The organism is Chryseobacterium sp. BGA-UO-ETr-SB22 (assembly GCF_059567885.1).
Map to the genome: position 1 here is coordinate 18,458 of NZ_JCAQOV010000001.1, position 16,251 is coordinate 34,708.

10 protein-coding genes are annotated in these 16,251 nt (G+C 36.5%); 5 read left to right on the forward strand and 5 right to left on the reverse strand.

Features of this window, described 5'->3' with window-relative positions; translation table 11 throughout:
• Window positions 1–96: 96 nt before the first annotated feature.
• The 3 genes from AC57AW_RS00080 to AC57AW_RS00090 form a co-directional block, all read right to left on the reverse strand.
• On the reverse strand, window positions 97–3,510 hold the full coding sequence (locus AC57AW_RS00080) for a T9SS type A sorting domain-containing protein (RefSeq protein ID WP_496350382.1): 3,414 nt from the start codon (window positions 3,508–3,510) through the stop codon (window positions 97–99).
• Window positions 3,511–3,720: 210 nt separating this feature from the next.
• Window positions 3,721–4,860 carry an EpsG family protein gene (locus AC57AW_RS00085; RefSeq protein ID WP_496350383.1) on the reverse strand — a complete coding sequence of 380 codons (1,140 nt, stop codon included), beginning with the start codon at window positions 4,858–4,860 and terminating at the stop codon, window positions 3,721–3,723.
• 1 nt (window position 4,861) lies between these two features.
• The gene (locus tag AC57AW_RS00090; protein ID WP_496350384.1) at window positions 4,862–5,869 is read right to left on the reverse strand and encodes a hypothetical protein; all 1,008 of its coding nucleotides are present in this window, start codon (window positions 5,867–5,869) and stop codon (window positions 4,862–4,864) included.
• Between the two features lie 192 nt (window positions 5,870–6,061).
• Here AC57AW_RS00090 and AC57AW_RS00095 point away from each other — a divergent pair, with 192 nt between their 5' ends.
• From AC57AW_RS00095 to AC57AW_RS00115, 5 genes are read left to right on the forward strand one after another with little or no spacing between them, the layout of a single operon-like run.
• Window positions 6,062–9,715 carry an MMPL family transporter gene (locus tag AC57AW_RS00095; RefSeq protein ID WP_496350385.1) on the forward strand — a complete coding sequence of 1,218 codons (3,654 nt, stop codon included), beginning with the start codon at window positions 6,062–6,064 and terminating at the stop codon, window positions 9,713–9,715.
• Between the two features lie 42 nt (window positions 9,716–9,757).
• Entirely contained in the window at window positions 9,758–10,672 is a 915-nt protein-coding gene (locus AC57AW_RS00100; RefSeq protein ID WP_318848338.1) for a dialkylrecorsinol condensing enzyme DarA, read from the forward strand.
• A 1-nt stretch (window position 10,673) separates the two neighbouring features.
• Entirely contained in the window at window positions 10,674–11,813 is a 1,140-nt protein-coding gene (gene darB / locus AC57AW_RS00105) for a dialkylresorcinol biosynthesis protein DarB (RefSeq protein ID WP_318848339.1), read from the forward strand.
• The gene (locus tag AC57AW_RS00110) at window positions 11,813–12,244 is read left to right on the forward strand and encodes a hotdog family protein (RefSeq protein WP_496350386.1); all 432 of its coding nucleotides are present in this window, start codon (window positions 11,813–11,815) and stop codon (window positions 12,242–12,244) included. The genes darB and AC57AW_RS00110 overlap by 1 nt, the downstream gene beginning before the upstream one ends.
• A gap of 7 nt (window positions 12,245–12,251) precedes the next feature.
• Window positions 12,252–12,695, forward strand: a complete 444-nt coding sequence (locus AC57AW_RS00115) for a hotdog family protein (RefSeq protein WP_496350387.1) — start codon at window positions 12,252–12,254, stop codon at window positions 12,693–12,695.
• Between the two features lie 70 nt (window positions 12,696–12,765).
• Here the strand turns inward: AC57AW_RS00115 and AC57AW_RS00120 are convergent, their stop codons facing one another.
• Together AC57AW_RS00120 and AC57AW_RS00125 are read right to left on the reverse strand one after the other, a co-directional pair.
• Window positions 12,766–13,131, reverse strand: a complete 366-nt coding sequence (locus tag AC57AW_RS00120) for a hypothetical protein (protein ID WP_496350388.1) — start codon at window positions 13,129–13,131, stop codon at window positions 12,766–12,768.
• Between the two features lie 186 nt (window positions 13,132–13,317).
• Window positions 13,318–16,230 carry a M16 family metallopeptidase gene (locus tag AC57AW_RS00125; protein ID WP_496350389.1) on the reverse strand — a complete coding sequence of 971 codons (2,913 nt, stop codon included), beginning with the start codon at window positions 16,228–16,230 and terminating at the stop codon, window positions 13,318–13,320.
• Window positions 16,231–16,251 lie beyond the last annotated feature (21 nt).

Consider the following 16,251-nt stretch of genomic DNA (forward strand, 5'->3'; position numbering starts at 1 on the left):
TTTCATCAACCATAATAGATATAAGATATATGCCTATATATGAAAAAAGCAGAACAAGAGACCTTATTCTGCTTTTTGAATCCTCATTTTCAGGATTTATCGTTTTATAATTTTAACAACTGCTTCTGAATTATTTATTCTTATCAGATACACTCCTGCATTCAAAGATGACAAATCCGCCTGATTATTTATAAAATGCCCGGATTTTACAAGCTGACCCAATGCATTAAAAATCTGGAAACGATATTCTTTATTTTCCGCAGCTTTAATATACAGGACATTGGAAACCGGACTTGGGTATAAAGTAATCCTGTTCTCCATCTCTTCAATCTTGGTATTGGCAGTACTCAATGTGGGACTATCTGGGATTACTGTAATTCTGGAAGCAGGCCCTTCTTCATTACCATTGGCATCATATTCTATTTTCACACATCGGCACCCCGCAGCAAAATACGGATCATTATTATCATGAAAGACCATGATCCGGTTGGTAGAAGCAGCAGCATCAAAAAGTACATTAACCGGTCTTCCCAGATAATTTGAAGTTAAAGCAGCCGTCCAGACAGCCGGATACTGAAAATTGAGAACACTGAATGTTCCCTGTGCGGTCTGATTGGCAATCACACTCCTGAATCCTCTTGATCCTGAATCCGGATAGTTTCCTAAAGGATAGACAGGATTATTAAACAGATATCCTATGGTAGAATTGGTAGAATTTCTCACTCTGGTTCCTGAGTAATCTGTAACAATACTATATGATGTGGCTACATTTTTATCTTTCTTATACCAGGGTGTCTGCCCAAAATCATTTCCTGAAACCAAAGCTGCATTCGTCAGGTCAGGAATTCGCCAGCCTTCCGGACAAGGATCGAAAGGAGATTTTTCACCTCCTCTTCCCCATCTGTCAGGAGCCAGGCTTGGCTCTGTTGCCAGCCAGTCTGTCCCGTTGGTATAATTGGGTGTTGCACTGTTAAAAGGAGCAAACGTACTTGGAATCATATATACCAAAGGGTTTTTAACGGAATAAGACAGTATCTTGGAAACCTTATCTCCCGGCTTGTCTGTAATCTGTACATTTGATGCAGCAGCATAGGTATTGTAAGGAACTATATAACTACCTGAAAGATTGTTGTAATCAGCTGGAGTAAGGACAGCGTATGAAACTGTTCCATGGGCAGCAGCAGTTCCTAAAGAAATATTGTAGAAGCTTCTGTTATCTGCATTCTGGAAGGTAGGAATAGGGTCTTTTCTCCCCCATTGATAGTGCAATCCCGTAGAAGCGCGTATCTTCAGGAGTTCATCAGCAGTAGGTGTAAGGGGATTTGCAACATTGGGAAAAGCATCTGTTGCCCCAAGATTACGATCCATAAAAGTGGTCTGTAATATCACATCCGCTTTGTTTACATAATTCACATAATTCGATACTACTACAGGAGGTTCTGTGGTATAAGTGTAAGATTGTATAGGAGAATCTGTAACCCAGATATGCCAGCTCCAATATACCGGAGCTGATATACTGCCGTTATGCAATGTTACCACAGCATTTCCACTCTGATCAGGAGCTATTTCTACAGCTATTTTTGAATTAGCAATGTTTTGCACTGAAGAGGGTGATGGATTTATTATTGAAATTCTATTGATAAGACCAGTATTTGTAGTCCAGAGAACGTTTCCTTTTAAATTATTAAAATTGGAAGGGTTTAATACCTCTGAATTATTCAGCAATTGACTCTGTACCGAAAATGCCTTACTCACTGGAATTTCAATAACAACCGCTGTACCGCTTTTTACAATCTGGTAGGTATTTGGATTATCAATTCCTTCTCTATATTCTGTTTCTGCAGGCAGATATTCCGTAGGAAAGTCATAATCATTCACGAGATATAAAGGATCTTTTATACATCTGCATCCATTCGCATCTGAGGTATACATTACTGACATAGGAAAGTAATAATAACGCCCTTTGATATTGGGGTAATTAGCATCCGGAATATCAGGCTGTGTCTTATCCGGAATCATAGAAAGTCCTCTAACGGTAACAGCAGGGGAAGCATCAAACTGCCGGGCCATAGTAGCCGTCCACAATGCAATATGATGCTGATCACTATACTGTCCCAAGTGCGCTCCTCTGATAAGCTGCCCGTTTCCCGGAAATATTCCCATATTGTAACCTCCAACTGCAGAAAGATCAAAACCGAGGTTAGGATACACCTTAAACCCTGTCATAAATGCGGGAACTCCGGCATTAGTAGGCTTTATAATATGGTATTTATTGGTTTCAAAAACATTTTTCGCCATATTTGTTTTCACTCCGAAAGGTGAAAAGTCTATTCTGATATCATCAATATAGGATCCTGAGGCCAGATTCGCAACCAGCATAGACGGTATACGCCATCCGTTGGGACATGGGTCATAAGAAGATTTATCCCGATAAGGTTTTGCTTTGTCATCGGTATTATAAACAGCTTCTATTTTCCCTTGTGCATTATCAGACCAAAGATTAAGCTCTGAAAGCCGGTTGGTAGGCAAAGTTGTAGACTTCCCAAACCAATTAACAGGTAAATTAACATTATTATTGTAGTAAGCCTGACCGGAGTTATCCTCTTTATTGACATAGATAAGGCTGAGTGGATTTTTCACAGAAAGTCTTAAATTATTGGTAACCTCTGCACCGGAAAGTAAAACGAATTTTCTAAGATCATCAATACTTACAGCATTGGTCATATTTTTTGCGCCTCTATGTCTGACTCTTCCTATAGATCCTGAAGCTTCGTAGAAATCATTCCCTCTGGTGACCAATGGTGGAATTGGGTCTTTTCGTCCCCATTGATACAGAAGTCCTATACTTCGATTCCAGTCTGAGGAGGTGATAGAACTGGTAAGCGCGCCGAGATTCCTATCCATCCATTTCCAATCTGTATCGGGGATGACTTCGGTTATGCCGTCTGATTTCATCCTTTTAATGTTATTGAAGCTTCTATAGACTGTTCCATTGGTAGGATCATCAGTAACCCAGATATGCCAGCTCCAATAGATTTCTCCATTTACTTTAAAGGCAACCACGGCATTTCCTTGTTTTGTTTTGTTGATGGGAACTTTTATTTTAGCATCCTGCCCTGTCCCTATTATTTCGAGAGCATAATTTACTCCTGATTTTATCAGGCCATGAGCATCTTCCCAAAGTACATCCGCCGTCACGGTTCCTACCGGAATACCATTCCCGTTGAGATAGCCACCTCCTTCCCACATCGCATATGCTTTCTTTACCGGAACAAGCAACCCTTCACTATTCTGATTAGGGTCAAAGATGTAGCTGTTAGGTGCTTTTTTCCAATCCGGAAGTAATACTTTTTTCAATTCACTCGCTGGTCTGGTGAGTGAGTCTATACGATGATTAATTAATACATTATGCTCAGCTGAGGGAATACTTTTTCTGACACTACCTTTAGAATATATCCCCAACAATATCAGGCAGATAGCTGCCGTTAATTTTCCAACTAACTTTTTCATACCTTATTGATTTGAGTGCAATTTGCAAAGTGCAATTTTTAAGCCCACATCAACAAAAATAGATTTATTTTATATATTAAAATAAAATATTTAAATTATGTTATTAATAACACAAACAAAACCCTTATAAACAGTACAAACCCCAACAATCTCATTCCACAAAAAAAGACAGCTAAAAAAGCTGTCTTTATATTTTTACTTCCAAAAATCTTATGGAAGAATATGATTTCTATAACGCTCTATCGAAAATCGTCCCGCCTTGATATTATTAAAGAGTGAGAAGACAACAAAATTGAAGACAACGAGCGAAATAATAAATGCATAAATCATGTTTTTGGTCCTCGCCGAAACCACATACATGGCATTCGGAATAATGATATACGAGAATCCAATGAACGCTCCTGCAAGTCTCGATGAGAAAATAGGGTTATTTCTAAAGATAAAGTACAGGCAAATCCCTATCACAGCATAGTTTCTATGGTATTCATAATAAGGGTAAAGTTCTTTCATCTTGGTATCGAAAACAAAAAGGAAGAAGGTCAGGATCGCCATCATCACCTCCGGAATTCCGATGCCACCATTCAATCGCTGTACTGTTTCATCCATATATCCGTTGAAACCTTCTACAAGTGTACTATTCGACGCCATCCCATCCAGGAAACCACCAAAGCTCCTGTATATCTCAAACGGGGACAGAAAGACAGAGCCAATGATCATAATCAGCATTATTGTTTTGTTCAGCGGAACACGGGCCAGCCAGTACATTGGCAGGAATAAATAACAGACACTGTGTATACCAGATCCTATGAATATGAAAAATAAGTAATGCCAGAATTTCCGTTCTTTGATATACCGTATCGCAAAGTAAACGATAAAGGTTCCCAGGTTTTGTCTGATCTGTCCGCTTTCTCCGATAAAGAAATTGGGAATAAACATAAAAAGGGTAAAGGTAAATGGATAAAATGTATTGTCTTCTGTATATTCTACTTTAAAGATCATCGCAAAAATAGCAATGACCAGGGTCAGCATATAAAAAGGTGCATTAAAAAAATTGAGAAGTATTTTATTAATCAGCGTATACAGCCACTCTACATCCAGGTTTTCAGACCCTTCCATATGGAGCATCTTCATAAAGATACTGTAATAGCTTTTGGTGTCAGAGTAAATATAAATCCCTTTGTAACTTCCATAGTCAGGACCTACCTCATTTCTAAGCCCGACAATAATAATAAAATAAACAGCAAGGAACCAGAACCATTTTTTATCAACCTTTTTCCCATACACCTCCTGAATACTGAAGAACAGCATATAGAGGATTGCAATAATATAATATGGATGTAGTAAACTCATGCTAATTCTCTGATGTTTTTTTAAACTGATGATATGCTGTGATAATTCCTGTCAGAACTAAAGGCAGAAAAAGCCTCACCTCCCAAAAAAGACCTACTAAAGTGATCATGATAAGGTAAGGAATTGAAAAGAAGAAATATTTTCCAAAAATGTTTCTGTTTTCCTCGTCAGTACAAAGCCTGTATATAAAGTAAATCACTATGATCGCAAAGACCAATCCTGCAAGATTGAAGGGACTTGAAAAATTTCTATTAATATAAAACCCTTCTACAAAGGTAGTTTCATCCTGTACAAGCAGAGCTCTCAATCCCAGATAAGGAACAATAAAAGCAGTAACCAGAGGTATTATTTTCCAGATCACCTGATAATTCCCTTTCTTCAATTCGCCAATATTGAAAAATACTGCGGCAAAAAAAGCAATATTCAGACAGGCAGTCTCTCTTACCAAAGTGGAAATTCCGATAAGGCCAATGAGAATAAAATAGAAGATTTTTTTATTGGTATCTAAATATTTCAGGGTTAAAAACACACCTGCCAGATAGCAGAAAAGTGCAATCGTATCACAATTTGTTGGTGCATACTGAGTTATTACGATAAAAAAAACGGATAAAAGATGGATAATCCTTCTTGCATTAAGATTCAGAAGAAGACCTGTCGACTTCAGTTTAAATACAGCATTTAAGATCAGTGAGCATCCAATAAAAAACACACTATTCATAAGGAAAAGCCCGTGATAGAAAGGCGTTCCGTTTTTTGATAAAAAATCTTTAAAGAAAGAAAAAGGACCGTTGATCAGATGATACATCAAATCTGTAATCTGCACACTCAGGTAATTGGGAATCACCCTGTAGGCATATACCGAGGAAAATAAGAAGTCGGGAGTGGTTTCTGATGTTTTCAGTCTTGTATAGGAAGATTCAAATCCATAATAAGACATCGCAAACAGAAGAAGCGGAAGTACTATTACAAATAGAAATCCGTTTATTTTTTCATCATTTCTTTTCAACATATCTAAAACAGATTCTTATTTTTTAATAATAATTGTGATTTAAAATACATTTTTTTAAAGGGGAACTTTTGCAAAAGTAGAATATTTTTTCATTCTTCCTAGAATATTTTATTGATTTTCAGTCAAAACTTATCTCTAACTATTTTGAACTAATGCTTAAAAATTTAAATTTGCAGACTTGATTTACATGCAATGCACCGCTTTTTTATATTTTTATATTATCTGATTTCCAGAAATAAAATCCTATCTGTAGTTACAGCCTTAGGAATTGCTGTTTTATGTCTATTTTTTGCTTCCAAGATCAATTTTGAGGAAGACATTAATCAGATCATTCCTAAAAATGAAAAATCTGATCTTACGGCAAAAGTTCTTAAGCAGCTTAATTTTTCGGATAAGATCATCGTTATTATCGAGAATAAATCCAATGAAGACAGCTTCCAGCTTTCTGAAACGGCAGATACTTTTTTGAAAAAGATAGAACCTTTACAAAAGTATATAGGTTCTGTTCAGGGCAAAGTGAATGATAATGAGATATCGGAAACATTTGATTTCGTCAGCCAAAATTTACCATTATTCCTCAATGAAAATGATTATAAGGAAATTGATAGAAAGCTTCAGAAAGACAGCATTGCCAAACAGGTAGAGAACAATTACATCTCATTGGTTTCTCCCACCAGTCTTGTTACAAAAGAATTTATCAAAAAAGATCCTTTGGGGCTTACTTTTTTAGGGATCAAAAAACTGAATGCCTTAAATATCAGTAAGGACTTTAAGCTTGAAGACAGCTACATTGTAACCAAAGACGGAAAAAATCTCTTACTTTTTATTGATCCGAAAAACAAAAGTAATGATACGAAAGCCAATGAAGTTTTCGTAGATCAGCTCAACTTAATAAAAGACGGCATTAATAAACAATTCAAGGGAAAAACAGAAATCAGTTATTTCGGTTCTCCGGTGATTGCCGTAGCCAATGCCAAACAGATCAAAAAAGATATTCAGAATACGGTAGTAATTTCTATGACGGTTCTTTTGATCCTTCTGATCTATTATTTCAGGAATTTCTTTACTCCCATCATTGTCTTTTTACCAACAGTATTCTCGGTACTTCTCGCCTTATTGATTCTGTATTTTATTAAAGATAAAATTTCAGCAATTTCATTAAGTGTGGGAGCCATTCTGATCGGGATTACGATAGATTATGCCCTGCATATTCTTACCCACTACAAGCACAATAATAATATTGAAGAGCTTTACAAAGAAATTACCCAGCCTATTATACTGAGCAGTGCAACGACAGCTGTTTCATTCTTATGTCTGGTTTTTGTACGTTCCGAAGCATTGAAAGACCTCGGGCTCTTTGCAGCGATCACTGTCATTCTCTCTTCAATTTCGGCATTGATTATTGTTCCTCAGCTATATAAACCAAAAGAAAAGGGAAAAGATCTCAATACCAATTTCATCGACAAAATAGGATCTTATCCTTATGAGAAAAACAAACCTCTGATCATAGGATGCTCTATTATCATTCTTGCCTGTCTGTTTGGATTCAGACATGTAGGTTTTAATGAAGATATTGGTGATCTTAATTATATTCCAAAAGATCTGAAAATCAGTGAAGCCAAACTACAGAAGCTTTCGGATATTACTTCAAAATCTATTTATACAATTTCTTATGGAAATTCTGAAGAGGAGGCATTAACCAGAAATTCTGAACTAAACAGCTTCCTTGAAAAAGAGAAAAAAGAAGGGAAAATATTAAGCTACAATTCTATAGGAAGCATTGTACTCTCAGAAAAAGACCAGCAAAAAAAGATTGAAAAATGGAACAGCTTCTGGAATGACTCTAAGAAAAATCAGACTATTTCTGAACTGATCAGCAATGGAAACAAATTTGGGTTCAATGGTTCAGCATTTGACAACTTCAATGAAGCTCTGCATAAAAATTACACTGCATTAAGCCTTAAAGATTATGAAAAGGTAAAAGCTCTTCAGATTTCAGAATTCATGAGCAGTGAAAATGGTTTTTACACGGTTTCCAATGTCGTAAAAGTAGACGAAAATAAAAGAGATACTTTCATCAAAGATATCGAAAAGAAACATGATGCTCTTGCGATTGACCGCCAGCAGATGAACGAAAATTTCCTGGGCTTGCTGAAGAGAGACTTCAATACATTAATCAATTATTCTCTTTTAGCAATTGTTCTTACGATTATTGTGTTCTTCAGAAATCTTGAATTAACTATTCTTACGATGTTCCCGATTGTTCTGACAGGAATTGTAACAGCAGGAATTCTTTATTTCTTAGGATTAGAACTCAATATTTTCAGTACCGTAGTATGTACATTGGTCTTTGGAGTAGGAGACGATTTCAGTATCTTCCTCACACAGGCTATGCAAAAAGAGCACACAACAGGAAAAAATGAATTACCAACCTATAGAACATCCATTATTCTTGCGGTTTTCACCACCATCCTCTCCATTGGATCTCTGATCTTTGCTAAGCATCCCGCGCTGCATTCATTAGCATTAGTAGCCCTGATCGGAATGTTCTCTGTCATTATTATTACATCTACCCTCTATCCTTTCTGGTTCAGATTATTCATTACCAACCGGGCGAGAAAAGGTCTCTCTCCCATTACTTTCAGATTATTTTTACGGGCTGTATTTTCGTTTTTATATTACGGATTGGGTGGATTGGTATTTTCAGCTTTCGGAAGTTTATTTATTAAAAATTCGAAAGGAAAAACGTTAGATATTATCAAACTGATTCTGGCTAAATTTTTAACATCAGTACTTTATTTAAGTCCTTTTGTAAAGAAAAGAGTCATTAAAAATACAACTGAAGATTTCAGCAAACCAGCCGTTATTATCGCCAATCATACTTCTTTCTTAGACACACTGGCCATTGCCATGGCGACCCACAAAATCATCTATCTGGTGAATGACTGGGTATATGAATCCCCCGTTTTCGGAAAACTGGTAAAAGCATTGGGCTTCTATCCAGTTTCACAAGGGATTGAAAATGGAATGGATAAGCTGAAAGAAAAAATTGCACAGGGATATTCTTTGGTGGTTTTCCCTGAGGCAGAACGTTCTTATACCAATGATGTCAAAAGATTCCATAAAGGAGCATTCTATCTTGCTGAGCAATTCGGGCTGGATGTCCTTCCGCTTTACATTCATGGAAATTCTGAAGTACTACCCAAAGGAGATTTCATTATCTATGACGGAAGTATTACCGTAAAAGTAGGCAGCAGAATCAGCAAAGACGATATGAGTTTTGGCAAGAATTATTCTGAAAGAACAAAGAAGATCAATGCTTATTTCAGGGAAGAATTTGCCAAACTGAGAGAAGAGATTGAGGATGAGAATTATTTTAAAAAGAAACTGTTCCTGAGCTTCCTTTATAAAGACAGTGAAGTGGTAAAAGAAGTAAAAGAAGACTTCAACACCAAAAAATCAGTATATTTCGAACTGAATAAGCATATTTCCAATGAAGCCAACATTCTTCACATAGCAGATGACTTCGGACAAAAAGATGCTTTATTGACTTTATATCAGGCCAGCCGAAGAATTTTTTCTCTGATGAAAAATGATGAAAAAAGAGCAATAGCGGCGCACAGCTATCTGGTAAAAAGAAGAAAGATACAATATATAAAAGACCTTTCGGAAGTGAGTAAAAAAATTGATGTTCTTTTGATCTCAGATGATATCTTTACCATGAATGATATACAGGACCTTCCTGAGACCATCATTTTTGTCAATACAAAGAACTCTTCTTTTGAAAATGATAATTATACATTGGAATTTAGTTCTGAATCATTAAAAGTATTTAAAACTAAATAATAAATATGAAAAACATATTTTTGTAAACGCTAAAGAAAACTAATGAAGAAAAATATACTTGTCATATATTATTCGCAAACCGGACAACTCGAAGATATCGTGAGGAACATTGCTAAACCTTTTGAAGCTCAGAAGGAGAAATACGATGTAACCTATTATAACATTCAGCTTAAGGAAGATTTTCCTTTCCCCTGGCCAGGTGATGTTTTTTTCAACACTTTTCCAGAGTCTTATTTACAGATTCCAAATGAAATTCTGCCGCCTTCGGAAGAAATTCTGAACAAAAAATACGACCTTATCCTTTTTGGGTATCAGGTATGGTATCTCACACCATCCATTCCTATCATTTCATTCTTAAAGAGTGGTTATGCAGAACGCATCCTTAAAGATACACCTGTAGTCACAATCTCCGGAACCAGAAATATGTGGATGCTTTCCCAGGAGAAATTAAAGGTATATTTAAGAGATTTACAGGCTAAACTTATTGGGAATATTGCATTGGTAGACAGACACGACAATTATACGAGTGTATTGACTATTCTTCGATGGCTTACAACAGGCCAGAAAGAAAAATCAGGAATGCTTCCTGCAGCAGGGGTTTCTGACGAAGAAATTACAGGCTCAGTAAAGTATGGCGAGATTATTGAAAGACATTTTAATAATAATGACTTTAATAATTTGCAGCCGGAACTCGTTAAAAACGGAGCCATTGAAATCCGTGCGTTTTTGGTACGGGTAGAGAAGGTAGGAAACAAAATTTTCACAGTATGGTCTAATCTGATTATCAAGAAAAAAGAGAAACGTCCATTGCTGATAAAATTCTTTAAGGTATATTTGATGGCAGCGATATGGATCATCTCACCTGTCGTTTTGGTTTTACACCTGCTTACAACCCCTATATTTTGGTTTAAAAGACAAAAACAAAAAAGATATTTACAAGGAATTAATTTAAAATAGAATGTACGACGTATTTATAACAAAAGCATCAAAATACTTACCCAATGAGCCGGTAGCGAATGATGAAATGGAGACTTATCTTGGGCTTATCAATGATGCGCCATCTAAAGCAAAATCACTTATCCTAAGAAATAATAAAATCACGACAAGATACTACGCTTTAGACAAAGAAGGAAACCCTACACACTCTAATGCGCAGCTTACTGCAAAAGCAATTGAAGGACTTTTTGATGAGAATTTCAAAAAGGAAGATATGAAATTATTATCCGTAGGAACTACTTCACCAGACCAGATCCAGCCTTCTCACGCTTCTATGGTACATGGTGAACTGAACATCGGAAAATCTATTGAGATTAATACTTCAACGGGTCTTTGCAACTCTGGGATGAATGCACTTAATTATGGATTCCTTTCTGTAAGAGCCGGTGTACAGGAAAGTGCTGTATGTGCAGGTTCCGAAAGAATGTCTGCATGGATGACTGCTGATAAATTCAACCATGAAGCAGAAAATTTAAAATTACTGGAAGAAAGACCTATCATCGCTTTCAAAAGAGAATTCCTGAGATGGATGCTTTCTGACGGCGCAGGTGCTTTTCTGCTGCAAAATAAACCAAGAGAAACCGGTATTTCTTTAAAAGTAGAATTCATTGATTTCTATTCTTATGCTCACGAAATTGAAGCATGTATGTATGCAGGATGTGACAAACTGGAAGACGGAAGCCTGAAATCATGGGCAGATTACCCTTCTGATGACTGGTTGAAGCAATCTATCTTCGCCATCAAACAGGATACTAAGATCCTTGATAAATATATCCTTGTAAAAGGAGCAGAAAGCTTAAGATCTTCCTTTGATAAACATAATCTGGATCCGGAAAAAATTGATCATGTATTGGCTCATATTTCTTCAGGATACTTCAAAGACGGACTGAAAGAAGAGTTTGCTAAAAAAGGTATGGATTTCCCTGCAGAAAAATGGTTCTATAACCTATCTGACATTGGAAATATTGGTGCTGGATCTATCTTCGTTGCGCTTGAAGAATTAATGAATTCCGGGACATTGAAAAAAGGGGAAAAAGTACTTCTTTGTGTTCCTGAAAGTGGAAGATTCGCTTATTCTTGTGCTTTATTAACAGTTTGCTAATGGAAAACAGACTGCCGACCTCCGATAGAGATTTTGTAGAAAGTCTAATCCCGCAACGTTTTCCTTTTGTGATGGTGCATGAACTATCAGAATATTCTGAAAGCCATCTTTTATCTGGTTTTGAGATCAAAGAAGATAACCTTTTCATCCAGGACGGATTATTTCAGGCTTCCGGACTGATTGAGCATCAGGCACAGAGTGTAGCGCTGCATACCGGATACAAATATTATCTGCTGGGAAAAGATGCTCCTACCGGATATATCGGAGCCATCAAATCTTTTGAAGCTGAAATATTGCCCAAAATAGGAGACCAGCTGAAATCTGAAGTAACCATCCTCAATGAAGTAATGGGAGTTACCCTGGTAGATATCGTTACCAAACTAAACGGTGAAGTGATTGCAAAATCTCAAATGAAAACCGCTGTAAAATAAACAGGAAATGGAAATAAAGGAAGATAATATCATCAATATACACAACTTTTTACCGCATCGTGAACCGATGCTTATGGCAGACTATATTCTGGAACTGACCAAGGAAAAAGTAGTGACTTCCTTTGAAATAAAAGAAGATAATGTATTTGTTCACAACAATGAGTTTGTAGAAGCCGGATTAATTGAAAACCTGGCGCAGACCTGCTCATCCATCCTTGGACAAAGCTTCTTTGAAAATCCTGAAGCAGATACAAAAGTGATCGGGTTTATTACCAATATCAAGAAAATTGAGGTTTTTGCCCTTCCAAAAGTGAATGACAAAATTATTTCAAAGGCATCTCTTATTTCACAGTTTGAGAACATCTGCCACATCTTCTGTGAAACCTTTCATAATGATGAATTATTGATCAGGGCGGAAATCAACCTGTTTATTCAGGAGGTGGAATCTTAGAAAAATTAAAAATATAAACCAGCCAAATAAAGGCTGGTTTTTCTATACATTTCATTCTACCATATTTTATTTACTCCGTTTTTGCTAAAAAATCCATCCAAGCCAATAGAATCTCTTTAAAATCTTTTGTGGGTAGTACACCTAGAGGAATAGCACTTTTAAAATCTTTATCAAAATCCTCTCCACTGTATATAGTAATTATAGAAGATTTTATAATCATGCATTCTAAACTTTGAGTAGTATAAATGACATCTTCTAAACTATTCTCTATTACATCATTTATAATTTCCAAAACATCATTACTTTTACGAAGACTCTGCATATCGGTAAAAACACGTCCTAATGCAGAACCCATAGTAGATTTTATAAATTTATATTCAGAATGGTGAATTTTCTGAACACCAAAGCTCACATTATATTCATCTAAAACACTCATACTATTATTTATTAATGAGTAATCAATTTATAATTATTTCCGGGCTTATTGTCCTATTATCACAAATATTTCACGTGAAACATTAGAGAAATCGGTGAAACTCTGATCATCAGGGAGAAAAGGATTCCAACAACAAAAAAGCGGAACATTTCTGTCCCGCTTTGAGCATTATTTCTATCAAAAAAATTAATATCCAAAAATCTCTTCAAGAGATACTTCGTTGAATTCACCCATTTTGTTGATCGATTCCATATTCAGGTTTTCTTTCTTACCGATGATAGCTGTATTGTATTTTACAGGCTTCACTTCCGTATTGTAGAATCCTGTAAGCTGTGGTAATGTCAGCCCTTGGATTTCAGCATAAACATCTTTTCTTAAATCATAGTCTACGCCTAGTTTTTTTAAGGCTAACTGATTGAAGAAAATATTCGTTCTGTTGATTCTGTTGGAAGCAATCTGTTTTAAGGCAGACCCTCTTGCGTTTTCAAACTGTGCAGGAATCTGTGGTAATGAAACCATCAGGTCATTCATCGCATTCACTGCCAAAGGAAGCTTGTTAGACTGTGTTCCGATATAGTTCATCACATAGTTGGCACGGTCTTTTTCCGAAGCATTGTTATAAGAAACATAAGCAGTATATGCTAAAGACTTACTTTCTCTGATTTCCTGGAAAACGATTGAAGACAAGCCTCTTCCGAAGTATTCATTGAAAACATTTGCTTTACCGAAGTTGCTAAGGTTTACTGTATTTGCTTTTGCCACTTTAGACATTTCCATCTGTACCATGTCATAGTTGGTGAAATATACTTTTCCTTCAGTAGCAGGTTCAGCATATTCTTTTGCCTGCGCAGGCTGAAGGCTTGTATTGGTGATAAAAGGCTTCACTGCTTTTTCCAGACCAGACTGATCCTGTCCATAAAGAAGAACCTGATAAGGATATTGGTTTAATGTTTTCACTTTCTTCATCAACTCTACAGCATCAATGCTCTCAAGACGTTCTTTGGAAACGATATCCGTCATTCTTGAGTTTTTACCATATTTAGAATAATTTGAAAGAGCAGCCATGATTCTCACTTTATCTTTCTTAGCAGACGCTCTAGACTCCAGAATTGTTTTTACAGTCTGTGCATAAACAGCTTTATCTGCTTTTACATTTGTCATCCAGTGGTTCATCAGCTCTACTCCTTTCTTCATATTGCTTTCAAGCCCGCTCAATGTGATAATCATCTGATCGTTGGAAGTTCTCAGACTATAGCTGATTCCCAGTTTATAAAACTCTTCTTTCAGCTTTTCAGAAGTATATTTATCTGTTCCAAGATATTCAAAAAGAGTTCCTGCAATAGAAAGTTCTTTGTCATTATCTGTTCCGAAAGGGAAAACATAACTTACCTGAGCAATCTCATTATACTTGTTTTTCACAAAACTTACTGTCTTATCCTTGATTTGTGATGTCTGAATAGCCGTTTTAAAATCAATAAACTCAGGCTTTATTTCTGCAACCTTTGTATTCAGAATATCCTTAAGGAAAGGAGATTGAGCTTCTCTGTTCAGTTTAATAGGGGTAATCCCTGGGTTCTGTACGCGAACAAGCTTATCATTCACTCCTTTTTCCTTATAAAGAACAACATAATTGTCTTTAAAGAAATCGTTCGTAAATTTCACCACATCAGCTTTAGTGATCTTGTCATACTGGTTGATCTCATCAAGCTCCTGCTCCCATGTTCTCACATTGATATAGGAATCATAAAGTTCGGTAGCTAATCCATCTGCTGTTTCCCAGCCTTTCATACGCTGAACTTTTTTATCATTTACGATAGCTTTCAGCATCCAATCCGGAAACTGGCCTTTTTTCACAAGCTCCAGCTGATCCATCAATAGTTTTTTAGCTTCGTCAAAGCTTTGCCCTTCTTTTGGAGTCACTACCAGCCCAAATGTACCATACATTTTGTAAGGCGACTCATAAGCACCAGCTCCAAGAGTTTTTTGCTTCTGGTTGATGTTAAGGTCAATTAATCCCGCATCTCCTCTGTTGCTTAAGATTTCAGATACTACATCTGCTAATCTTGCTTCCTGCGTTCCATAAGAATCTGTTCTCCATGCAATCGTCATTCTTGGAGTAGTAGGGCTTTTTACTGTTCTGGTAATAATGCCGGTCATAGGCTCTTCCGTAACCATTTTTTTCATCGGAAGCTCTTTATATTTGAACGCTCCGAAATATTGATCAACTAATTTTATAGTTTTATCAAAATCAAGGTCTCCCACCAATACTACCGCCATGTTATTAGGCACATAATACGTATCAAAATATTTATGAATAGCCTCCATAGAAGGGCTCTTCAAATGTTCAGAAGTACCTATTGTAGTCTGCTGCCCGTTTGGATGTTTTGGGAAAAGGGCCTGCATCAATGAATAATATACAAGACGGCTGTCATTATCCTGCGCTCTGTTGTATTCCTCATATACCGCCTCAAGCTCAGTATGGAAAAGACGCAATACCAATTCTGAAAAACGTTCTTTCTCCACTTTTAGCCATTTCTCCAATTCATTGGACGGGATATTATTTTTGTACACCGTCTCATCCAGAGATGTGTGGGCATTTGTTCCTGTAGCTCCTAATGAAGAGATGGCTTTATCATATTCATTAGCAATAGCATATTTAGAAGCTTCCTGAGAAACTTCGTCAATTTTTTTATAAAGCTCTTTCTTTTTTTCAGGATCTTTTTCTGCTTTATGCTGCTCATAAAGATCAGAGATCTGCTGTAGTAAAACCTTTTCTTTTGCCCAGTCCTGGGTTCCCAGGTGTGAAGTTCCTTTGAAGACCATATGCTCAAGGTAGTGAGCCAATCCGGTATTATCACTTGGATCATTGTTCGATCCTGTTCTTACCGGAATGTAAGTCTGAATTCTCGGGGCATCTTCATTTTTAGCAAGATAAACCTTCAATCCGTTTTTCAGTGTATACACACGAACTCCGGCACGGTCGTTCTTTACCGTTTCATAAGTGTACCCTTGAGCATCTGTAAGCTTTTGGGTCTCAAACTTCTGTGCCATAGCGCTTATCATACAGAAAAGCGAAACAGAAATAAAAAACTTTTTCATAGTTGTTATTTAATAATTATT